A 22,716-nucleotide genomic window follows, 5' to 3' on the forward strand; every position below is an offset into this window, starting at 1 on the left:
TTTGTGAAGAAATTAAAAAGTTATACTCGAATCTGGTCAGTGGAAAAAGTGATTTATGCCATTAATGATTTTCGACTGCCTTTTCCCGTTACGTTTAATCAAATGACGTGGTTTGTACTTTCTTTATTAGCTGTCATGTTATTGGGAAACCTTCCTCCCCTATCTATGATTGATGGCGCTTTATTAAAATATGTTGGGCTTCCCATACTATTGACTTGGTTTATGAGTAAAAAAAGTTTCGATGGCAAGAAACCCTATGGTTTTTTGAAGTCGGTTTTGACATACTACTTTCGCCCGAAAACGACCTATGCAGGAAAAGCCGTAAAGCTTCAAAAACAGACTATGAATGAAGCTATCACTGTGGTAAGGGGTGAAGCGTATGCGCTATCCGATTAAATATATCGAAAACAACCTTGTTTTTAACCATGACGCCGAGTGCTTTGCGTATTTTGAACTGTTGCCCTATAATTATTCCTTTTTGTCGGAGGATGAAAAAATACAGGTTCATGAACATTTTCGTCAGTTAGTCGCTCAAAATCAAGATGGCAAAATCCATGCGTTGCAGATTAGTACGGAAAACAGTATTCGCTCGGTACAAGAAAAAAGCAAAGAGCTAGTCACAGGAAAACTTAAAGAAGTAGCTTACGAGCGAATTGACGACCAGACCGACGCACTTGTTTCCATGATTGGCGAAAATCAGGTAGACTACCGTTTTTTTATCGGTTTTAAACTGTTGTTGAATGATGAGGAAGTAAGTGTCAAATCCATGGGAACAACGTTGAAAAATTCTTTTTCTAGTTTTGTTCGGGATGTAAACCATCACCTTATGGGTGATTTTGTTTCCATGCCTCATCGTGAAGTTGCTCGCTTTTTGAAAATGGAACAATTATTGCGAAATAAAATTTCCAATCGATTTAATGTCCGCCCGCTAACAAAAGATGATATGGGCTATCTTATTGAACATCTTCATGGGCAAGCTGGTGTTGCTTTTGAAGATTACAACTATCCCTTGTCTGTGAAAAAAGGGGAAAAAGAAACGTATATTAAACATTTTGATTTAATCAAACCTACCCGTTGTCTAATTACGGAAAAGCAACGTTATCTCAAGTTGGAACAGGAAGATAACACAACCTATGTTGCTTACTTTACGGTTAATTCCATTGTAGGCGATTTAGAATTTCCCAGCGATGAAATCTTTTATTATCAACAACAGCAATTTGATTTTCCTATTGATACGTCTATGCATGTAGAAATCCTAACTAATAAAAAGGCATTATCAACGGTTCGAAACAAGAAAAAGGAATTAAAGGATTTAGATAATCACGCGGCGGAATCCGATAATGAAACAGGTAATAATGTTGTAGAAGCGTTAGAACAAGTGAATGAATTAGAAGATGTCCTCGATCAAACAAAGGAATCCATGTATAAGTTGAGCTATGTCATCCGGGTATCTGCTTCCAATGAAGATGAGTTAAAGCAACGGTGCAATGAAGTCAAAGATTTTTACGATGATTTAAATGTTAAATTGATTCGCCCATTTGGGGATATGTTGGGCTTACATGGCGAATTTATTCCCGGCAGCAAGCGTTATATCAATGATTATGTACAGTATGTGACCTCTGACTTTTTAGCAGGATTAGGGTTTGGCGCAACACAAATGCTTGGTGAAACGGAAGGCATTTATTTCGGTTACAATTTGGATACTGGACGTAACGTCTATTTGAATCCGAGCCTTGCCAGTCAAGGGGTCAAAGGTTCTGTCACCAATGCTTTAGCGTCGGCTTTCTTAGGTTCGCTTGGTGGTGGCAAGTCCTTTTCCAATAATCTACTCGTTTATTATGCGGTGCTCTTTGGCGGACAGGCGCTCATTGTTGATCCCAAAGCGGAACGAGGAAATTGGAAAGACACCTTACCGGATATTGCCGATGAAATTAATGTTGTCAATCTTACCAGTGAGGATTCAAATAAAGGGTTACTTGATCCGTTTGTTATCATGCGAAACAAGAAAGATTCAGAGAGCCTAGCCATTGATATTCTCACTTTTCTCACTGGTATTTCCAGTCGAGATGGTGAAAAGTTTCCTGTTTTACGAAAAGCCATTCGTGCGATTGGTCAACAGGAAGAACGTGGTTTGCTTCTTGTCATTCAAGAATTGAGAAGCGACCCAAACCCACTTGCTGCCACCATCGCAGACCATATCGAAAGCTTTACCGATTATGATTTCGCTCACTTACTCTTTTCCGATGGAACCATACAAAATTCTATTAGTCTAAAGAAACAGCTCAATATGATACAGGTGGCAGATTTGGTGCTTCCTGACGCAGAGACAAGCTTTGAAGAGTATACAACAATGGAGCTTTTAAGTGTTGCCATGTTGATTATTATATCAACTTTTGCCTTAGATTTTATTCATTCTGACCGAAGCGTATTTAAAATCGTAGACCTTGATGAAGCATGGTCGTTTTTGCAAATTGCTCAAGGGAAAACCCTTTCTAATAAGTTGGTAAGAGCTGGACGGGCAATGAATGCGGGTGTGTATTTCGTCACGCAAAATGCGGACGATCTCACCGATGAAAAATTGAAGAATAATATTGGTGTCAAGTTTGCCTTCCGCTCTCGAGATTTAACAGAAATCAAGAAAACACTTCAATTTTTTGGTGTCGATTCGGAAGATGAAGCAAATCAAAGAAGGCTTAGAGAACTGGAAAACGGACAGTGTCTCATGCAGGATTTATATGGACGGGTTGGGGTTATACAAGTCCATCCTGTCTTTGAAGATTTATTTGAAGCCTTTGACACCAGACCGCCTGTTGCAGAAAGGCAGTGATGACTTTGAAAAAACAAACATTGAAAAAGATAGCATGGATGGCGGCACTTATAAGTGCGGTCATTTTTTTTATGCTTTTATCGTTTATGACAGTCACCCATGCTGCTGGATTAGTGGATGAGACGATATCCGAAGACAATCTCTATTCCCTCTATCCCCTTGATCATTATCAACTTGACTTTTACGTGGATGAGGGGTGGGACTGGTTGCCGTGGAATTGGAATGACGGGATTGGTAAACAGGTGATGTACGGCTTATATACCATCACCAACTTTATATGGATTATTAATCTCTACCTATCCAATGCCACCGGATACTTGGTGCAGCAAGCCTATTCCTTAGATTTTATTTCCGATACAGCCACTGCCATTGGACAAAATATGCAGACCTTAGCAGGGATCACTTCACAAGGTTTTGGAGAAGACGGCTTCTATGTTGGCTTTTTGCTTCTCTTTGTTTTGATTATTGGAATCTATGTGGCCTATACGGGTTTGTTGAAACAAGAAACGACCAAAGCGATACGAGCCATCCTGAATTTCCTGCTTGTCTTTATCGTTTCTGGTGCCTTTATTGCCTTTGCTCCGACCTATATCACCAAGATCAATGAATTTTCAGCGGATATCAGCGAAGCCAGTTTGGATTTAGGGACTCGAATTTTAATGCCAAGCTCAGATAGTCGGGGAAAAGATAGTGTGGATATGATACGCAATAACCTTTTTTCCATTCAGGTAGAACAACCGTGGATGTTATTACAGTTTGATGACTCGGATAAAGAAGCGATTGGTGAAGAACGAGTGGAAGCGCTAGTCTCCATCGATCCCAATGCGAATAACGGTGAAGATCGGGAAGCTGCTGTTCAAGCAGAAATTGAAGACCATGATAACAAAAATCTCACGATCACGAAGACGACCACCCGCTTAGGCATGGTCTCTTTTTTATTTCTGTTTAATATCGGAATTTCCATTTTCGTGTTTTTGCTGTCGGGTATTATGATTTTCTCGCAAATATTATTTATCATTTTTGCGATGTTTTTGCCGATTAGCTTCTTACTTTCGATGATTCCAACGTTTGAAGGGATGGCCAAGCAAGCGATTTTAAAATTGTTTAACGTGATTATGTTACGGGCAGGAATCACCTTGATTATTACCGTTGCTTTTAGTATCTCATCCATGATTTATTCTTTAACCGCCACGTACTCTTTCTTTTTGATTGCATTCCTGCAAATCGTCACATTTGCAGGAATTTATATGAAGCTTGGTGACATTATGGGGATGTTCCGCCTACAAAGCAGTGACAGTCAACAAGTCGGACGAAAAGTCATGCACCGTCCACGACAAATGGCTTACCGAGGTGGTCGTCAATTGCAGCGGACATTGGGACGCACACTGGCAGGTGCAACGGCTGGAGCAACCATTGGATCAATGGTCGGCAAATCCAGACAAACAAAAAATACCTTCTCCCCTCTCCGGCCTTTGCAGCGTTTATCATCCGGCAATAAAAACCAGAAGGAACGGAGAAGCCGTGAAAGCCCATCAATCAGTCAGAAAGTGGGACAAACCACTGGCAAAGTATTGGATACCAAGAAACGCATGCGGGCGAATATTCAACACAGAAAACAACAAGTCAAAGATTTACCGACCACAACGAAATATGCTTTGACGCAAGGAAAAGAGCAATTGAAACGCCCCGGTAGAGATTTTAAAAAGGGTATTTATCAAGCCACGGATAAACGGCAACGTGTAAATACGAAACGTACCCGCAAGCACCGACAAACCATTGCTGAAAAACGGCAAGCGTTAGAACAAAAACAAAGACAAATAATGGTTTCCAAACCATCGCTTTCTCAACAGCAATCTAAACTTTTGAATAAAGAAAAGTCATCACGTCACAATCAATCACGAAGTCAACCAAAGAATTCAGTCAATCCAGAACAACCAAAACAGAAACAAGCACCCGTACAAGCCAACATCAAAAGGAATCAACGCCATCTTTACCGAAATTCCGTTCAAACCAAGAAGCAAGGGAAAAACACACCTTCCAGCCGACCATCTGAACAGTCATTAAAACAACGAAAAAAAAGGCAGGCAGCACTGAACTCATCCCGCATCCGTCCAAAACAGGCGGTCAAACGTCCATTACATCATGAAAGGAGGAATCGCCGATGATCCTCCTTAAATGGAAATTCTTCTTGATTGCCGGCGGATTAGGCTATCTTGCTTTTTTTGGTTTATTGATGTTTGTGGCGATTTTCATTTCCGATGAAGACGGTGATTTTAATGCACCCACAGGTGGCATGTCACCCGAAGACATACAGAATGTGTCTGTTCCCGAAGAAGTATTGGCACACCAGTCATTGGTAGAGAAACATGCACAAGCGTACGGCATTGATGATTATGTTCCTCTTTTACTTGCCATTATCGCAGTAGAAAGTGGCGGTACTGCTGAGGATGTCATGCAGTCGAGTAAATCGTTGGGCTTACCGCCGAACTCTTTAGATACAGAATCATCGATTGAGCAAGGTACAAAATACTTGGCGGAATTATTAGAGTCAGCGGAAACAAAAGGTGTCGATGACTTGACTGCCCTTCAAGCTTACAATTACGGCGGTGGTTTTATTGATTATGTCGCAGAAAGAGACACTGCTTACTCCTTTGAGCTGGCGGAAAGCTTTGCGGAAGAACAATCTGGGGGTAGTCGGGTCACTTATAGTAATCCGATTGCTGAGGAAAAAAACGGTGGTTGGCGATATAACTATGGCAACATGTTTTATGTGGATTTGCTTGATCCGTATTTATCGGACACGCCGGAATTTGACGATGATATGGTGCAGTTGGTGATGGAAGAAGCCTTAAAATACGAAGGGTATCCTTATGTTTTTGGCGGTGATAACCCGGATACGTCATTCGATTGCAGCGGTCTCACGCGATGGGTGTATGGAAAGGTTGGTATTGACCTCCCCCGAACTGCACAAGAACAATATGATGCTACCGAGTCGATTCCATTATCGGAAGCTGAGCCCGGTGATTTGGTGTTCTTTCACTCCACATATAACACCGCCAATTATGTCACACATGTTGGCATCTACGTTGGAGATAACCAAATGTACAACGCTGGTGATCCTATTGGTTATGATGATTTGACCTCGGATTATTGGCAAGAACACCTTATTGGAGCTGGACGGATTAAACAATAAAGAAAGGGTGGGATGACATGCGTCTGTCTTTTGGTAAAAAAGAAAAACAAGCAACACCATCGAAAAGTAAAAAGGTCAAAGTGAAGACCATTGGAAAACATAAAAAAACCGTCATTGTTTTATGGGTGCTGCTCATTAGCAGTTTAGCTTTTGGCATCTATAAAAACTTTACGGCCATCGATCAACACACCACGCATGAAGTAGAAAAAGTGGAAACGACCATTATTGACACCAACGCCATCGAAAGCTTCACACGAAATTTTGTGCAAGACTATTATACGTGGGACAATGAAACAGAGGCATTGGAAGAACGAACTGAAAAACTCAAGGGTTATCTGACCGAAGAATTGCAAGCGTTAAATGTTGATTCGGTTCGAGATGATATTCCGACAAGTGCCAGTGTGCAAGAGATCAACATTTGGTCGGTCACAGAAGAAACGGAAGACACCAGTGAGGTTGTTTATTCTGTCGAACAAAAAATTACAGAAGATGATGAAGACTCTACGTTGACCCATTCAACTTATCGCATTGTCCTGCATCAGGACGAACAAGAAAATCTAGTCATAATCCAAAATCCAACACTATGGAACCAACCTGAAAAATCTAACTTTAAACCAGAACAAGTGGAAAGCAATGGAACGGTAGACGGCACCATAGAGCAAGAAGTCACCGAGTTTTTAGAGACTTTCTTTTCTTCCTACCCAACGGCAACTACTCAAGAACTCGCTTATTATGTAGATGGTGATATCTTACCTCCTATTGAACAGGACTATACGTTTTCAGAGTTGGTTAATCCTGTGTATCAAGAACAAGGGAATCAGATTAAAGTATGGGTTACGGTGATGTATTTGGATGAAACAAGCAAAGCAACACAGCTTTCACAGTATGAACTCACATTAGAGAAAGATATTAACTGGATGATTGTGAAATAGGGAAGATGAAAGTGACGAAGCTGCTATTTCTAGATAAATATATGCTTTCTACAATTTCATTATTCTATCCCTTTGATGACTTATTTAACTTAAAAATGTATAAGTCTGTGACTTTCATTTTTATTTGGCACTATAAATTCATCATTAAATGGCACAACCCATACAGTAACCCGGCTCGCTTCAAGTCGGGTTCATTTGACCCTCCAAATAGGTGTAGCTTTAAAATAAAGTTCGATCAAAATATCTCACAAACCCTGTATGTTACCGTAAACAGAAAGAATCCATTTGGAAAAAAGATTAATCAAAATGGATTCTTTCTTTATGGAGCACGGCTCAATTTTTATAAAAAAGTTTGATCACTTTCGGATGTGACCTTCAACAATCGCGCCTCGATTGCTTAAGAAGCAAAAGAGGGATCACAATGACCCCACTCTACCTACTTCTTTTTTTAGCAAGAACCCAAATTTCTTTCTGTATTTCCCCTACTTTTTCTGCAAAAAATCAAGCATCGCCTTGATGAGTTCTTCCGGGTTATCTATGAGCGGCGAATGGCCAGCATCGAGATATATCGCATCTACATCCTTTTCATAAATTCTAAAGTCATCCACAATCTCCTGTGTCATATATCGGGGTGTCAAACAGTCACGCGTACCCCACACTACCAACACCGGAGCAGCTATTTGACTTATTTCTCCCGTTCCATCAACCAGTCCGTTAAACTCGTCACTGATGTTAAAACGGTTAGCTGCATCCATCACATCCACCACATTACGCTGCTTAAATACATCCTCTAAATAACGCTCATACTGTTCTTCTTCCGGCTTATTATCGGAGAACACTAAATAATCCCACGCTTTTTTCATAAATGGTTTGTCTCTGTTTTTCATGGCTTCCAATGTGGACTGCAATCCTTGATCGTTCATAATCTCTTCCTTCGTCTTTAAACGGACATCCGTGATTGGAACACCTGCTTCACTGGATTTGTACATCGGATAACCGCGCGTTGATAATGAAGCAAGCAATATCAGCTTTTGGACATAGTCAGGGTAGTCTGCAGCCAACTGCATAGCTACACCGCCCCCGTTTGACCACCCCATCAGATGAAAGCGGTCCAATCCTAACTCATCCGCAAACAATTTCAGATCCTCTGAAAAATCCTTCAGTGATTGAATAGAAGTGTGATATGTCGATGTGCCGAATCCACGTAAATCAACAGCATACACCTTATAGGATTGATCCAGCTTCTCTAAAAGAACATCCCACTGCAGGGAAGATGACTGGTTTCCGTGGATCAGGAGAAGCACTTCTTCCCCGCCTGATCTCTCCCTGTACCCCATTGTTTCACCATTAAGCAACGTGAGCTTTTTCAATTCAACTTTCATTTGTCTGCCTCCTTTAACATCGTTTTTCACAAAACGACTAAACGATAAAAATCTCCTTATCCATTTCCAAGACAGGAGATAAACATACTGTTTATATTCCCTAAATGCTATGCTGGCAGTCTTTAATTATCTTCCACTTCTAAATGAAGCTTATTTGTTTGCTCAGCTTCTTCCTCTCCCATCTCACGCATATCGATTTCCTCTTCATTGCTGGAGAGTATCTTGACATCCATCCCAAGACTTTGAAGCTCTTTAATGAGTACTTTAAATGACTCAGGAACTCCCGGCTCAGGTGCATTATCCCCTTTTACGATGGCTTCATATGTCTTCACACGTCCAACGGTATCATCTGATTTAACCGTTAAGATTTCTTGAAGTGTATAGGCAGCACCATAAGCTTCCAATGCCCAAACCTCCATCTCACCAAAACGCTGTCCGCCGAACTGTGCTTTCCCGCCAAGCGGCTGCTGCGTTACAAGAGAGTATGGTCCGGTTGAACGGGCATGCAGCTTATCGTCAACCATGTGCGCAAGCTTAATCATATACATAACACCTACAGATACACGGTTGTCAAAAGCCTCTCCGGTGCGGCCATCATAAAGAATGGTTTTCGCATCTCGTGGCATGCCGGCTTCTTCAAGGGTTTCCCAGACATCTTCCTCGGTTGCTCCATCAAATACCGGACTTGCTATGTGCAGTCCAAGCTGTCTGGCAGCCATTCCTAAATGCAGCTCAAACACCTGTCCGATGTTCATACGTGATGGTACCCCTAACGGGTTCAACATGATGTCGATTGGTGTACCGTCTGGTAAGAACGGCATATCCTCTTCCGGTAAAATCTTGGAGATAACCCCTTTGTTACCGTGACGGCCTGCCATTTTATCTCCTTCGTTAATTTTACGTTTTTGAACGATATATACACGAACAAGCTGATTCACACCCGGTGGCAGTTCATCCCCATCTTCACGGTTAAAGATTTTTACATCTAAGACAATTCCACCGCCACCATGAGGAACACGTAAGGATGTATCTCTTACTTCACGAGCTTTCTCACCAAAAATCGCATGTAATAAGCGCTCTTCTGCGGAAAGTTCCGTCATTCCTTTCGGTGTTACTTTTCCTACAAGAATGTCACTGTCCGTTACTTCTGCACCGACACGGATAATTCCATGTTCATCTAGGTTTTTCAGTGCGTCTTCCCCAACATTTGGAATATCTCTTGTGATTTCTTCTGGTCCAAGCTTGGTATCACGAGATTCTGATTCAAATTCTTCAATATGAATGGAAGTAAAAACATCATCTTTTACAAGACGTTCACTCATAATAATCGCATCCTCGTAGTTATACCCTTCCCAAGTCATAAAGCCTACGAGAACATTTTGGCCCAAAGCTAATTCTCCGCCTTCCATCGAAGGGCCATCCGCAAGAACCTCTCCTTTTGTTACACGATCTCCTTCTGCAACAATCGGGCGCTGGTTATAACAGGTTCCCTGGTTGGAACGCTTATACTTCTGTAATCCGTAACGATCTGTGTCGCCTTTAACTTCTTTTCCCTCCACATTGGAAATACGACGTACAATGACAGTCTTCGCATCCACGCGTTCTACCACTCCGTCATGACGACAGATAACAGCCGCACCAGAGTCTTTCCCATTCACATATTCCATACCTGTTCCAACAATCGGCGCTTTGGGATTCATCAAAGGAACGGCTTGCCTTTGCATATTCGCACCCATCAATGCACGGTTAGAATCGTCATTTTCCAGAAATGGAATACATGCAGTCGCTGCTGAAACAACTTGTTTAGGAGAAACGTCCATATAATCGATCTGCTCTCGTGCAACAATCGTGTTTCCCCCGCCAAATCGGGCAATGACTTCAGCGTTTTGGAAGGTTTTCTCTTCCGTTAAAGGTGCGTTCGCCTGTGCAATCACATAATTATCTTCCTCATCAGCAGTCAGATAATCAATGTGTTCAGTTACCTTGCCGGTTTCATGATCAATTCTGCGATAGGGTGTTTCAATAAATCCAAATTTATTGACTATCGCATAACTGGAAAGCGAGTTGATCAAACCGATATTTGGTCCCTCGGGAGTCTCGATTGGACACATACGTCCATAGTGGGAGTAGTGAACATCACGAACTTCAAACCCTGCACGCTCACGAGTTAATCCACCAGGTCCAAGTGCAGAAAGACGGCGTTTATTTGTCAGTTCTGCCAGCGGGTTCGTCTGGTCCATAAACGTAGACAGCTGTGAGCTTCCGAAGAACTCTTTGATGGAAGCAATCACAGGACGAATATTGATTAATTGCTGTGGTGTAACGCTGGAAGTATCTTGGGTAGACATTCTCTCACGCACTACACGCTCCATACGGGACAGCCCGATACGGAATTGGTTTTGCAATAATTCTCCAACAGAACGGATTCTGCGGTTTCCAAGATGGTCGATATCATCTGTGTCCCCTACGTGATGAAGCAGATTAAAGAAATAACTAATAGAAGCTAAAATATCAGCCGGTGTGATATTTTTGATTTCTTTTGTTACTTCTCCGTTACCAATGACAGTTAACTCTCTCTCTCCATTTGGATCTGTCGGGTCAAAAATTTTTACAGACTGTACGGTGATTTTCTCTTCCAGAACCCCGTCATGCGGTGTCATTGTTTTATCGCCAAAACGGTTTTCTTTACGCTCAAGATAAGGAAGAACTTTATTTAATAATTTTCGTTCCAGCCGATCGCCTTTATTCGCAAGTACTTCTCCGGTTTCCGAATCGATAACAGGCTCTGCAAGCACCTGGTTGAATAAACGATTCTTGATATGGAGTTTCTTATTCATTTTATAACGGCCCACATGTGCTAAATCATAGCGTTTGGAATCAAAGAAACGAGATACTAACAGACTCTTCGCATTATCTACTGTTGGTGGCTCACCAGGACGCAGACGTTCATAGATTTCTAAAAGAGCTTTCTCTGCATTCTCTGTATTATCTTTTTCTAACGTGTTCCGTAAATATTCATTCTCGCCCAACAAATCAACCATCTCTTGATCTGTACCAAATCCTAAAGCCCTTAATAGAACTGTGATTGGTAATTTACGAGTACGGTCAATACGGACATAAACAACATTTTTTGCATCTGTTTCAAACTCTAACCAAGCTCCACGGTTTGGAATGACCGTTGTGGTAATCCCGCGTTTCCCATTTTTATCAATTTTTTCGTTGTAATAAACACTCGGTGAACGCACAAGCTGGGACACAATAACCCGCTCTGCTCCATTAATAATAAATGTTCCCGTATCTGTCATTAACGGGAAGTCACCCATAAATACTTCCTGTTCCTTTACTTCTCCGGTTTCATTATTCATTAAACGAACCTTCACGCGTAGGGGGGCATTGTATGTCACGTCTCTTTCTTTTGCTTCGTCTACAGAATATTTCGGATCCCCAAAACTATAATCCACAAACTCCAGTGATAGATTTCCCGTAAAGTTTTCAATAGGAGAAATGTCCTGAAACATCTCTCTCAAACCTTCTTCTAAGAACCATTGATAAGAAGCGGTTTGGATCTCGATTAGGTTAGGTAATTCCAATACTTCATTAATACGTGCATAGCTCCTGCGTTGGCGGTGCCGTCCATACTGAACTAGTTGACCTGTCAACTGCTTCACCCCTTAAATCAAATATTTTTACAGATGATAATCCCTGTATCATGTGGAAAATAATATTAAACATGGGATTATCGCCAACTGCTAACGACAGCTTAAATTATATAATGCTAAAATTTTTCAGCATATTGCTAAAAAGCTAATTTCGTTTACAGTTTTCAATTCCTATGTCCCTTCTTTCCTCATTACAATTTTTCGATATACCCTTCTGTTCCATGTATCTAAATTGGCTGCCCGTCTTTTAAATACATTTAGTTGCCTTTTTCACCCCAACTACTGCCAGTAGACCGTATCCATGTGCAATCACTGCTCCATAAGTCATCAGTCTGCCAATCTTGGTGATCCATCCTTTGATGATTCAAAAAATGGTGTCCAGCTCGGAGCTGTAAAAGAAGTGATGAATATTTCTCTCCTCTCCTTTTTATTCATTCAGCACTAAACTAACTCATTCACCTATTTAGCTGACTATTCCTATTTCTGCAATATCCTTTCCTTTGTACTAACGTACTAAACCCTCAAAAAAAACTTTTTAAAAAGTGTTGACTAAACAAGATCAGCTGTTATATAATTAAAATAGGATATCTATGCATAATCCCCCCTTTTTCAAAGTGCATCTATACAAATCTACCATATTTTTTGATTACAATCAACGCATTTATACAATCTTATTGTATAATTTTTTTATTTGAACTATAGAAACGCAGCTAATTTTTTGCCATTTGTTCATGTTCTTCTGTTCCGGGTACCATGACAAACTCGGCAATTTCGATTGGGTACGTCGCCATGCGTTCCAACACATGTTCTTTTATTAATGTCCATGTCTTGCCACCTGTTACATAATGATTGATCAACACCAAACGTCTCTTTTACATGATCTACCCGCTTATTCATTATGAGTTTTAATTCACTTCCTTCCTCTACAGGTAATTTGACACCTTCTGTATGTTGCTTTGGTAACTGATGCAATTCAGCTAACACTTTTGCTGGAGATTCATGAAATTGTTCAAGGACTTCTTTCTTATTATCCCCCCAAACATAATCTCTGGATTTCTGTCGTGAACTTTCCACAGGTACCCCGTTAAGTGCTTTGTAAGCAATCAAGTCCTTTTCATATATTTGCCAATTAGGTATCTCAAAGGATACAAACTCACGAATTAATGACGCAGAGCCGATAATTTGAGATTCATATTCTCATCTTATTGGCTCTTTCTGTTATGTATAGATTTTATGATTTGTCTGTAATGCTTCCATAAGTGCAAACTATTTATCAGTGAAGCTATCCATGAGTTTTTCTACCTGTAGACGTCTGGTTCTTTTATCCAGATCATTAGTGGGTAAGGAAAACTCGTCAACAGACACTTGAAGCAATGATACAAGGTCATAAAGCACCTAAATGAGTGTTGCCCAAAGATGACATCCACACCAATAAGGCCAGCGGCGACTCCAATTTAAGGGTGGTTATATTTTTGGCTGGTAATCAACATTGAAATTTAACATACTTTTTTAAATAATGTATTGACTCTTACGTTGACGTAAGGATGTATAGTAATTACGACAAATAGTGTGGAGGTTCACGATGTACAGTATTGGAGAAGTAGCAAAAGAAATGAACATAACCGTTCGGACACTCAGATATTACGATGAGATCAATCTGTTGAAACCCTCTTATACCGCAGAATCGGGTTACCGTTTCTACTCAAACGAAAATATCATTACATTACAGCGGATTATTGCCCTGAAGGAACTTGGCTTTCCATTAAACGAAATTAAAACCATTCTGGATCAAAAAAATTGGGAAAACGTTTTTGAAGAACAGTTGGCGCTCATCGCGAAGGAAAAAGAAAGGCTCCGTGATTTAGAAAAGACGATGCGAATGTCTTATCATTTATCTCAGATTGAGCAGGAGCTCAGCTGGAGAAATATTTTTCAATTTGTCAGACAGACGGAAGAAGAACGCTACAACAATCATTTATTTTTGGAACAGTATTTTGATGAACGCGAGCTGAACATCTTGAAAAACCCTGGTTTGGATTTGGGTGAAAGAGAGTCCAAAGAGTTGGTTGCGTTGTTGAAGACGGCCAAGGAGCAAAAGAGCGAAGAGCCTGAATCACCCAAGTCACAGGGTTTGGCTAATAAACTCGTATATTTTCTTGAAAATACTTTTTATGGTGATTCCGCACTTATTGAAAAGTATTGGTTGCTTCAAAAGCAACCGCCAAAGGAAGGCAATTTGTTCATGCTGGATGATGATGTGATTCAATACATTGAAAGTATCATGGATCATTATGAAGCAAAATGGGGGGAAATCGGAAAGGGTCGAGCGGATCATCGGGAATGAATGGAACGAAATGAGAGATTTTAAGAGGTATTGCAGAGCCGTTTTAAAGCAAGGAGGAACGAATAATGAAGAAAAGAATTTACTTTTTGGATCATCTTCGAATTTTTACGATTACGATGGTCATTGTTTATCATGTGACATTACTATATACTAACGAGTTTGCATTTGTCCAAAATCCAGTACCGGATGGATATGATCCATTATTTATGACTGTGACGTTTTTGATAAGTGGACCTATGCTAAATTCGATCATGTTTTTTATTGCGGGATATTTTGTTATAGGTTCGTATAAGAAAAAGGGAGGTTCGCAGTTTGCAAAAGATAGACTTATTAAGTTGGGGATTCCCTATCTTTTTGGACTTGTCATTTTAGCTCCGCTGGCACAGTATATTGCGAACCGGTCTTGGGGAAGCAATGCTGGTTTGATAGAATTTTGGTTTACAGACTTCTTTCATCCGGAAAACATTGATCTGCATCATTTGTGGTTTATTGGTATTTTGTTACTGTTCTCTCTTGCCTCCATACCAATTATTTCTCGATTGCAATATTGGAATGTTCAAACGGTAGGTTCTGACCACCACGTACCAAGTCGGGTATACATACTGTTTCTGGTCCTCACATTTGTCTTGTACTATGGTATGGGGTTTTTCTATGAGCCTCAAGTGTTTATCAGCTTTTATATTCTTTACTTTTCTCCAGTGATGCTCCCTGTCTATGCAGCGTATTTTGCGTTGGGGATATATGCTTCCATGAAGATGTGGTTTACGGATGAGCATACGGTTCGGATTTTTCCTTGGGTCATTGCCTATGCAGCCAACTTCCTTCTTTATGGGGGAACAATGGTGATCAAAGATATTAACCCGATTGAGGGTACGGGAAATGATCCACTCCTGTCATTTGCCACCAATGGCATGACATTTGCTGGAGTAATGCTGCTGATTGCTTTGTTTAAAAAATTTTTTAACAATCGGTCAGATGGCATGCTGAGATTATCAGCGAATAGTTATAACACATATATTGTGCATTATCTTATTGTATATGTGGTTGTCTATTTAATGCGTGATATTAATATACCGGTCATCGGAAAGTATATTTTTCAGGTTATCCTATGCGTTTTCCTTTCATGGACGATAGCTACATTTTTAAAAGAACGTACGCCTTTGCGATCTTGGATTTAAGAGATTACTTCGTTTGAAGCGTCTGTGAACAACGGTTATCAGCATTAATGTTTCATTAAATCGGCTAGTAATTGAAGAAGCCTTTAGTAATGATGAAGTTGAAAACAATGTCCACGAAGAATTTGGCAAAAGGGCTTCACTAAGTTGCTACACTAATATTACCAAAAGAAAGATAATTAATATTATTGGATAAAATATGAACTATGCGAAAAAAATAATGAGAGGCTGTTTGTGATATGAAGAATTTAAAAAAACAAACGGGCAATGGTGCTTCTTACTCGAGAGGATTAGCTCAAAGGTCTGTTTCAACGAAAGAGCGTCTGCTTGCGCCGGATTTAGCCCGCGGGTTTATGCTTTTGATCATTGCTCTTGCTCATGCGCCATTATTGCTCGATCGTCAAGACGGCGGTAGCGTTATTGATGAAGCTGTTAATTTTGTCAGTATCTTATTCGTGGATAATCGAGGACTTCCATTGTTTGCTATATTGTTAGGTTATGGGTTAGCCATGATGGTTAATCGTCAGCTTAAGGCCGGAACGTTAGAAATAGAATCTAAACGATTATTGCGGCGTCGCGGGTTTTTCCTTTTATTATTTGGATTTGTTCATGCCGTTATTATCGGCGGGATTGATATTCTAGCTTTCTACGGTTTCTCCACTCTCCTTATCGGATGGATTTTATTTCGCCAGAATCGCGTACTTATTCGTGCTATTCTGTTTGTTTCCTTGTTTTTTCTTTTTCTGCTTCCTATTGTGTGGGTGGGTATGGCACATGCAATGGATGCTACTGGGGGAAGCCTGGAAACACTGGGACAATCAAATTCGGAATCATATATAGAAACCACACTCTTTAATTTAATCAGTTTCCCTTTCATGATTTTGAGTCAACTTTTCATGTACCCCATGCTCTTGCCGATACTAATCGGGGTATGGGCTGCACGTAATAACTTGCTGCTTGTTGGCAACCGAAAGCAATTAGTTCGAATAGCTGTCATAGGCACTTTAATCTCAATCATTGGGGGACTTCCGCTTGCCCTTGATGGGACGCAGTTATGGAGTTCTTCCCCAACGATGAAAGGGTTGTTCATGGCTCTTCAAATGATTACGGGGCTCGCCGGTGGTATTGGGTACGCAGCCATATTTGGGCTGATTGGTTCTATTGTCAGTCGTACAGGTCTAATGGTTCGCTCATTGACTGCGTTAGGACAACGATCACTCACTTTTTATGTATTAATCGAAACTATGCTGGTTATTACTCTATCACCAGTTGCATTTGGACTGGGTCAGGTATTGCATAGTACAGGGGCAGTTATTATCGCTGTGTTTGTCTGGCTCATTAGTCTACTTTTGGCCATGATGATGGAGTATAAAGGAATGCGTGGTCCGGCAGATGCCTTGTTGCGTAGACTTATCTACCGAAATTAGCACCATTAGTTGTTTTACTGCAAAAGGGCGCTTTAACGGAATAATGTATCATTTATTGGGTGTGAAAATTGAATCAAAGTTCTATTCTCGAATAAGTTCATCAACGGAAATAATAGTAATATCTTGAGGGGAGAAAGAGTATTATGTGTGGTTATTTAGGAATGTTTTCCAATCAACGTGCATCGTACTGGCATTAAAAAGGTATGGCTATGGAGTTTTATCATTGGTGTTGCTTTTTTGATTGTTCAAGTTGTTCTGCGAACGCAGGTGGATGCGCAACTCAGGCTACAATATGGCACACATCATTGGTGTGTTGATTAGTGGACCGGATTTATGTTTTTTCTATATCACTTCGATCCTGTTGCTTTTGCAAAGAGGCATATGGCAGCGGATACTGCGTCCTTTAAAAGCTGTAGGGCGTACGGCACTGACAAACTATTTATTACAAACAGTCGTTTGCACATTAATTTTTTATAGTTACGGTTTTGGTATGTATGGGAAGTTAGGTCCTGCACTCGGAGTCGTTCTGGCCTTCATCATTTTTGGTATACAAATCATCGTCAGCAACCTATGGTTAAAATTTTTAAATTCGGTCCTATGGAATGGATTTGGCGCTCATTTACGTATAAGAGTGTTTTTGCAAAAACACCCGAAAAAGAGGATTAAAAAACCAGCCGGTGGGCAGTGATATATGGGTCGCTCTTTTTCCTACTTGTTCTCAGGTTAATCCTTGTTTTGTACGTGCTTCTTTTGTTGCCAGTCCAAACGCTCTAAAATCATATTTATCTTCTTTTTTACGCATCATAAACTACCTTTATACATTTTATTGCTCCTTACATGTTTTATACAACAAAAAATACTGTCAGACGAAAATAAAAAACCGTTATCTGGCAGCACCCTTTTTCATTCGTAAAAGTATACCCCATTTCCAAGACGACGGTTTAATAACCGCCGTCTTTATTTTTGTACAGAATCTATAGATAATGGTGAACTAATCGTTATCTTTTACTGAGTTGACGGCTTCTAGGAGGTAGTCGTCATGCAATATATTGTTGTTCAGCATTATTTTCTTTTTGAAATCTTATCAAAAAAGATTGTTCACCTACCATTGGATAAAAACACTCTTCAATGTGGTTTTTTAAGACATATGGAACAAACCAGCAAAACACATAGACAGATTGAGCCATCTGCTTATGTGTTTTTTTTGTTTGCTGAAAACATTTTTTAAAATTTTTTTACCAAAATTGCAACAAACAGCCCTTCCGAGTTGGGACTTAGTACAAAGGGAGACAAAAGAGCTACGCTCACTTCCTTTCATACCACGAAAGGAGGTGAAAAAAATGAAGCCATCTTCTTTTCAAACAACGATAGAAAATCAGTTTGATTATATCTGTAAGCGTGCGATGGAAGATGAACGTAAAAATTATTTCAAACATCTATTGACAATTTCAAAACAAGAAATTTCCTTTTCTGATATAGGAGATTATCTTGTGAATCAGTTTTCTACCGTCGATCACTATGACACCGATTTGCAAATGTTCACATTGTACGGTTCTAACATTGGTGTGAAAAGTAATTTATTAGGTGAAGCACTACGGAATCTATCAGTAAAAAAGCGTAACATCATTTTGCAGTATTACTTTATGGAAATGAGCGATACGGAAATTGCAGAGTTATTAAAATTAAGTCGTTCGACAGTCTATCGTCACCGAACCAGTGGACTAGCCTTTATTAAAAAATTTATAAAGGAGCATGCAGAATGAAAACAACCTATCCTACGGTTCCCTTTTCTCTTATTGTGCAGGCTACAGACGGCGATACAGAAGCTATTTATCACATTGTAAAACACTACCGAGGTTATATCTCAAAACGCTCCCTCCGACCTATGAAAGATGACTATGGGAATCAACAAATGGTCGTGGATGAAGTGCTGCGAGCCAGAATGCAAACTCGACTGATTACCAAAGTTTTGTCCTTTGAAATCAACTAACCATTTCGCCAACCGTGGAAGCGTGTTGGAGCGTTACACGCTTCCTGATTAGAAGTTTGTCATTCTATCAAAGCATACTGCTCCCTGTATGCTTTGATAGGCTGATAAGCCAATGTTCTTTGACAATTGCATAATACGGAAATCAGATACATTCTGCTGATGATAAGCTATTTGACAAGTACGCCAAGACTTCCAAAAATGGAACGAGCGATACATACTTTATCTCATGTAATCGTGGTGGATTACTGGCGATGACCCATCAGTTAGGATAATGATACTCCCCTACCGTCATTGTTCGAGCGTTTGAAGCGTCGCAAGCTATGAGTAGGGCTGGAAGAAATACTTGCAGGGGTGAAATTCCCGTGGAGCTGTTACCAGCAGCCATCTGATTTTTCAAGTTCTCTCTAAGGATGATATAATAAATATATATTGTATTGGCTCGACCGGGAAAGGAGTAATATGATAATTACTATAACCCGCAAAGACTTAATAGCTTTAGGTTATGGTCCTTCCTTCTCTCGTGACATTATCCGTCAGGCTAAATGTCTAATGGTGCAGAAGGGATACAGCTTTTATAACACGAAAAAACTAGGTCGAGTACCTGTGGAAGCTGTAGAGGAAATATTGGGAATAACACTTAATCAAGAAGATTTATTAAAATCATGTGGTTCCAGTGAGGCTGCTTTAATCAAGGAAAGGAATTCAAATGATTAAAGTAAAGAAAAAAGCTAATGGAACGTATGAATTTAGGGTAAGTTTAGGAACTGATCCAGTTACAGGAAAAAGAATTCAAAAAAGAATGAGCGGGTTTAAAACCAAAGCTGAAGCGGAATCTGCTTATGCTAAACTTATTTTAGACAATAGTGAAGGTGCTTATAACCCGAACAGTAGCATGACCTTTGAAAAGTTTACCGAGGAATTTTTTGTACCTTGGTATAAGAATCAAGTGAAAGAAAGCACTTTTGAAAATAGGCAGCATACAATCGATAAACATTTTACCTATTTTTACAAAGTTAGTCTTTCAGACATCACGCCATTAATTCTTCAACAATGGCAGTTAAAGGCTACTGAAAAATATTCTAGTCAATACGTTCGAGGCATACAAGGTTTATTATCCTTAGCTTTTGATAGAGCGATTATTTTAGGCTTGATGAAAGAAAATCCATCAAAAATAATTGGAAATGTCAAAAAGGTTAAAACTAAAATTGATTTTTGGACAAAAGAAGAATTTGAAGCTGTTATATCCAAAATATATCTAGGTGATTATTTTCAACATTTTCAATTTATTATTATTTGGCTTTTATTCATGACAGGTATGCGTATTGGTGAGGCTTCTGCTTTACAATGGGATGATGTAGATTTTGAGGAAGGAACGCTAAACATTTCTAAAACGCTATATTATAAGAATGCTTCTAATTACCGTTTTACAGAACCTAAAACCAAAGCAAGCATTCGTCTTATTGCTTTAGACTCTGATACACTGCAACTATTACAGAATTGGAAAGAAATTCAGCAGAAACAATGTAAGACCAATTTTATTTTATCGTATAATGGCATTCCAACTCAAAAATACACTGTTTCCTATGCAATTACACGCTTTGCCAAAGCTGCAAATATCCATCGGATTAAAATTCATGGACTTAGGCATTCTCATGCTTCCTTGTTAATTAGTATGGGGGAAAATCCTTTAGTGATTAAAGATAGACTTGGACATGAAGATGTACAAACAACTTTAGGCACTTATGGGCACCTCTATCCAAACAGTAATTTTCAAGTTGCCGATAGATTAAGCAGTTTTATTCAGCTTAAAACAAGCGATGATACACAAATTGAACACTACAGCAGCAACCAATATATGAACACCACTTATCAAAGTGTGCCATAACTGTGCCATGAAAAATATAAAAGCCCTAAAAACCCTGTTTTACCAAGGCTTTTAGGGCACCTGTTACTATTCCCACTCAATCGTAGCCGGCGGCTTAGAAGTAACATCATACACCACTCGATTAATATTATCCACATCATTCACCAAACGCGTCGAAATCTTCTCAAGCACATCCCAAGGAATTCTTGCCCAATCCGAAGTCATACCATCAATAGAAGTTACCGCACGAATCCCAATTGTATGTGCATACGTACGAGCATCTCCCATGACACCAACACTCTTGATGTTTGGCAGGACAGTGAAGTATTGCCAGATATCGCGGTCAAGACCTGCTTTTGCAATTTCTTCACGAAGGATTGCATCGGATTCACGAACGATTTCTAAGTGTTCTTCCGTTACTTCACCCAGGATACGGATAGCAAGTCCCGGCCCTGGGAATGGCTGACGCCAAACGATACGGTCAGGAATTCCTAATTGCGAACCTAATTCACGCACTTCATCCTTGAATAATGTATTTAATGGCTCAATTAATTCAAATTGCATATCTTCCGGCAGACCGCCTACGTTATGATGTGATTTGATGGTTTGAGCTGTTTCTGTTCCACTTTCAATCACGTCAGTGTAGAGCGTTCCTTGCGCTAAGAAATCAATATCCTTTAATTTTGCTGCTTCATCGTCAAATACATAGATGAATTCATTTCCGATGATTTTACGTTTTTGCTCTGGATCGGAAACGCCTGCTAATTTAGATAAGAAGCGGTCCTTTGCATCTACTTTGATAATATTCATCTGGAAGTCTTCTGCAAATACTTCCATCACGTCGTCTGCTTCATTTTTACGAAGGAGACCGTGATCAACAAAGATACAAGTCAGCTGGTCGCCGATAGCTTTATGAATTAAAGCAGCAACAACAGAGGAGTCTACGCCGCCGCTTAATGCGCAAAGTACGTTGCGGTCGCCGACAGTTTCTTTGATCTTTTCTGTTTCCATTTCGATAAAGTTTGCAATCGTCCAGTCTCCTGTACATTTACAAACATCGAAGACAAAGCTGTTTAATAAATCATTTCCATACTCGGAATGACGTACTTCCGGATGGAATTGCACCCCATACATTTGCTTATCAATATCGCTGATAGCAGCAACTGGTGTAGATGGACTTGTTGCATCAACGATGAAAGAAGGTGGTGCAGCTGTAACTTTATCACCATGACTCATCCATACCGTCTGTTTTGTCGGTGTATCTTTAAATAGAGCCGGGCTTTCATTTAATTCGATTAATGCTTTTCCGTATTCGCGGTTTTTGGATGCTTCTACTTTTCCGCCAAAATGCAGGGACATTAATTGCATGCCATAGCAAATACCGAGGACAGGAATTCCTAATTCAAAGATTTCCTCATCACAACGGAAGCTGTCTTCGCCATAAACACTGTGCGGTCCGCCGGAAAGTATGATTCCTTTTGGATTCATTTCTTTAATTTCTGCAGCGGTCAGTTTATGTGAATGAAGCTCACTATATACGCCAAATTCACGAATACGGCGTGTGATTAATTGGTTATATTGACTGCCAAAATCTAAAACCAGTACTAATTCATTGTTCTCCATAACTAGACTCCAATCTGTATCTTTTATAGAAAATAGCTTGTAAACTATACGTTCCTTTACCCTGTATTCGAAATCCTTTGTCTCACCTATAAAAAAGCCCGGGTTCCACCTTTCTACTTCCTGCAGCTCACGCACACAAAAAATCATAGAAAGGCAGAATCCGGGCAGCATAAGCAAACCTTCTTCTGCCTTCATAGTCGAGTCATTTACGGTGACCCGGTAGAAACTTTCGAACCTTATTTTCGAGGATATACGAAAGGCATATGTCAAACGATAATTTTTCATTATGGGAAGAAATAT

At 39.9% G+C, this 22,716-nt stretch carries 18 protein-coding genes, 2 pseudogenes and 1 riboswitch; of the genes and pseudogenes, 14 read left to right on the top strand and 6 right to left on the bottom strand.

Going from position 1 to position 22,716, the window contains the following annotated elements:
• Positions 1 to 3: 3 nt before the first annotated feature.
• Genes ACZSMY_RS09890 through ACZSMY_RS09910 form a run of 5 tightly spaced genes read left to right on the top strand, consistent with a single transcriptional unit; the run spans position 4 to position 6,952 of the window.
• Entirely contained in the window at positions 4 to 396 is a 393-nt protein-coding gene (locus ACZSMY_RS09890; protein WP_465147711.1) for a conjugal transfer protein, read from the top strand.
• Entirely contained in the window at positions 380 to 2,827 is a 2,448-nt protein-coding gene (gene tcpF, locus ACZSMY_RS09895; RefSeq protein ID WP_465147712.1) for a conjugal transfer ATPase TcpF, read from the top strand. The genes ACZSMY_RS09890 and tcpF overlap by 17 nt, the downstream gene beginning before the upstream one ends.
• Positions 2,827 to 4,992, top strand: coding sequence for a CD3337/EF1877 family mobilome membrane protein (locus ACZSMY_RS09900; RefSeq protein WP_465147713.1), 2,166 nt, complete (start codon positions 2,827 to 2,829; stop codon positions 4,990 to 4,992). Before tcpF ends, ACZSMY_RS09900 begins: the two co-directional genes overlap by 1 nt.
• The gene (locus tag ACZSMY_RS09905) at positions 4,989 to 6,020 is read left to right on the top strand and encodes a bifunctional lytic transglycosylase/C40 family peptidase (protein WP_465147714.1); all 1,032 of its coding nucleotides are present in this window, start codon (positions 4,989 to 4,991) and stop codon (positions 6,018 to 6,020) included. The genes ACZSMY_RS09900 and ACZSMY_RS09905 overlap by 4 nt, the downstream gene beginning before the upstream one ends.
• A gap of 17 nt (positions 6,021 to 6,037) precedes the next feature.
• Positions 6,038 to 6,952, top strand: coding sequence for a conjugal transfer protein (locus ACZSMY_RS09910; RefSeq protein WP_465147715.1), 915 nt, complete (start codon positions 6,038 to 6,040; stop codon positions 6,950 to 6,952).
• Between the two features lie 482 nt (positions 6,953 to 7,434).
• Here the strand turns inward: ACZSMY_RS09910 and phaZ are convergent, their stop codons facing one another.
• The 4 genes and pseudogenes from phaZ to ACZSMY_RS09930 all read right to left on the bottom strand — a co-directional run.
• Positions 7,435 to 8,334, bottom strand: coding sequence for an intracellular short-chain-length polyhydroxyalkanoate depolymerase (gene phaZ / locus ACZSMY_RS09915; RefSeq protein ID WP_465147716.1), 900 nt, complete (start codon positions 8,332 to 8,334; stop codon positions 7,435 to 7,437).
• A 122-nt stretch (positions 8,335 to 8,456) separates the two neighbouring features.
• A complete protein-coding gene (gene rpoB, locus ACZSMY_RS09920; RefSeq protein ID WP_465147717.1) occupies positions 8,457 to 11,993 on the bottom strand; it encodes a DNA-directed RNA polymerase subunit beta in 3,537 nt (1,178 codons plus the stop codon).
• Positions 11,994 to 12,703: 710 nt separating this feature from the next.
• Complete coding sequence (locus tag ACZSMY_RS09925; RefSeq protein ID WP_465147718.1) at positions 12,704 to 12,853, bottom strand: hypothetical protein; 150 nt, start codon at positions 12,851 to 12,853, stop codon at positions 12,704 to 12,706.
• Positions 12,854 to 13,259: 406 nt separating this feature from the next.
• A pseudogene (locus ACZSMY_RS09930) lies at positions 13,260 to 13,388 on the bottom strand (XRE family transcriptional regulator); the annotation flags it as partial.
• A 187-nt stretch (positions 13,389 to 13,575) separates the two neighbouring features.
• On the opposite strand from ACZSMY_RS09930, the gene ACZSMY_RS09935 reads away from it, so the two are divergent.
• The 4 genes from ACZSMY_RS09935 to ACZSMY_RS09950 all read left to right on the top strand — a co-directional run bounded on the left by ACZSMY_RS09935 (position 13,576) and on the right by ACZSMY_RS09950 (position 17,627).
• Positions 13,576 to 14,337, top strand: coding sequence for a MerR family transcriptional regulator (locus ACZSMY_RS09935; protein ID WP_465147719.1), 762 nt, complete (start codon positions 13,576 to 13,578; stop codon positions 14,335 to 14,337).
• A 65-nt stretch (positions 14,338 to 14,402) separates the two neighbouring features.
• The gene (locus ACZSMY_RS09940) at positions 14,403 to 15,515 is read left to right on the top strand and encodes an acyltransferase family protein (RefSeq protein ID WP_465147720.1); all 1,113 of its coding nucleotides are present in this window, start codon (positions 14,403 to 14,405) and stop codon (positions 15,513 to 15,515) included.
• A gap of 386 nt (positions 15,516 to 15,901) precedes the next feature.
• Positions 15,902 to 16,939 (top strand): DUF418 domain-containing protein, encoded by a 1,038-nt coding sequence (locus tag ACZSMY_RS09945; protein WP_465147721.1) that lies wholly within the window; start codon positions 15,902 to 15,904, stop codon positions 16,937 to 16,939.
• Positions 16,940 to 17,210: 271 nt separating this feature from the next.
• A complete protein-coding gene (locus tag ACZSMY_RS09950; protein WP_465147722.1) occupies positions 17,211 to 17,627 on the top strand; it encodes a DUF418 domain-containing protein in 417 nt (138 codons plus the stop codon).
• Between the two features lie 33 nt (positions 17,628 to 17,660).
• Here the strand turns inward: ACZSMY_RS09950 and ACZSMY_RS09955 are convergent.
• Positions 17,661 to 17,741 (bottom strand): annotated as a pseudogene (locus ACZSMY_RS09955) (XRE family transcriptional regulator); the annotation flags it as partial.
• 237 nt (positions 17,742 to 17,978) lie between these two features.
• On the opposite strand from ACZSMY_RS09955, the gene ACZSMY_RS09960 reads away from it, so the two are divergent.
• The 5 genes from ACZSMY_RS09960 (at position 17,979) to ACZSMY_RS09980 (ending at position 20,814) form a co-directional block, all read left to right on the top strand.
• Positions 17,979 to 18,167 carry a hypothetical protein gene (locus tag ACZSMY_RS09960; RefSeq protein WP_465147723.1) on the top strand — a complete coding sequence of 63 codons (189 nt, stop codon included), beginning with the start codon at positions 17,979 to 17,981 and terminating at the stop codon, positions 18,165 to 18,167.
• Positions 18,168 to 18,279: 112 nt separating this feature from the next.
• Positions 18,280 to 18,702: an RNA polymerase sigma factor gene (locus tag ACZSMY_RS09965; RefSeq protein ID WP_465147724.1), complete on the top strand. Its 423-nt coding sequence runs from the start codon at positions 18,280 to 18,282 to the stop codon at positions 18,700 to 18,702.
• On the top strand, positions 18,699 to 18,929 hold the full coding sequence (locus ACZSMY_RS09970; protein ID WP_465147725.1) for a helix-turn-helix domain-containing protein: 231 nt from the start codon (positions 18,699 to 18,701) through the stop codon (positions 18,927 to 18,929). The genes ACZSMY_RS09965 and ACZSMY_RS09970 overlap by 4 nt, the downstream gene beginning before the upstream one ends.
• 462 nt (positions 18,930 to 19,391) lie before the next feature.
• Complete coding sequence (locus ACZSMY_RS09975; RefSeq protein ID WP_077605157.1) at positions 19,392 to 19,643, top strand: DUF3173 domain-containing protein; 252 nt, start codon at positions 19,392 to 19,394, stop codon at positions 19,641 to 19,643.
• Positions 19,636 to 20,814 (top strand): site-specific integrase, encoded by a 1,179-nt coding sequence (locus tag ACZSMY_RS09980; RefSeq protein WP_465147726.1) that lies wholly within the window; start codon positions 19,636 to 19,638, stop codon positions 20,812 to 20,814. Before ACZSMY_RS09975 ends, ACZSMY_RS09980 begins: the two co-directional genes overlap by 8 nt.
• 66 nt (positions 20,815 to 20,880) lie before the next feature.
• On the opposite strand, the gene guaA is transcribed toward ACZSMY_RS09980, so the two are convergent.
• The gene (guaA, locus tag ACZSMY_RS09985; protein ID WP_042536056.1) at positions 20,881 to 22,416 is read right to left on the bottom strand and encodes a glutamine-hydrolyzing GMP synthase; all 1,536 of its coding nucleotides are present in this window, start codon (positions 22,414 to 22,416) and stop codon (positions 20,881 to 20,883) included.
• 174 nt (positions 22,417 to 22,590) lie between these two features.
• Positions 22,591 to 22,692: riboswitch (purine riboswitch) on the bottom strand.
• Positions 22,693 to 22,716: the final 24 nt, after the last annotated feature.

It is taken from the genome of Oceanobacillus sp. B139/18, assembly GCF_055524595.1.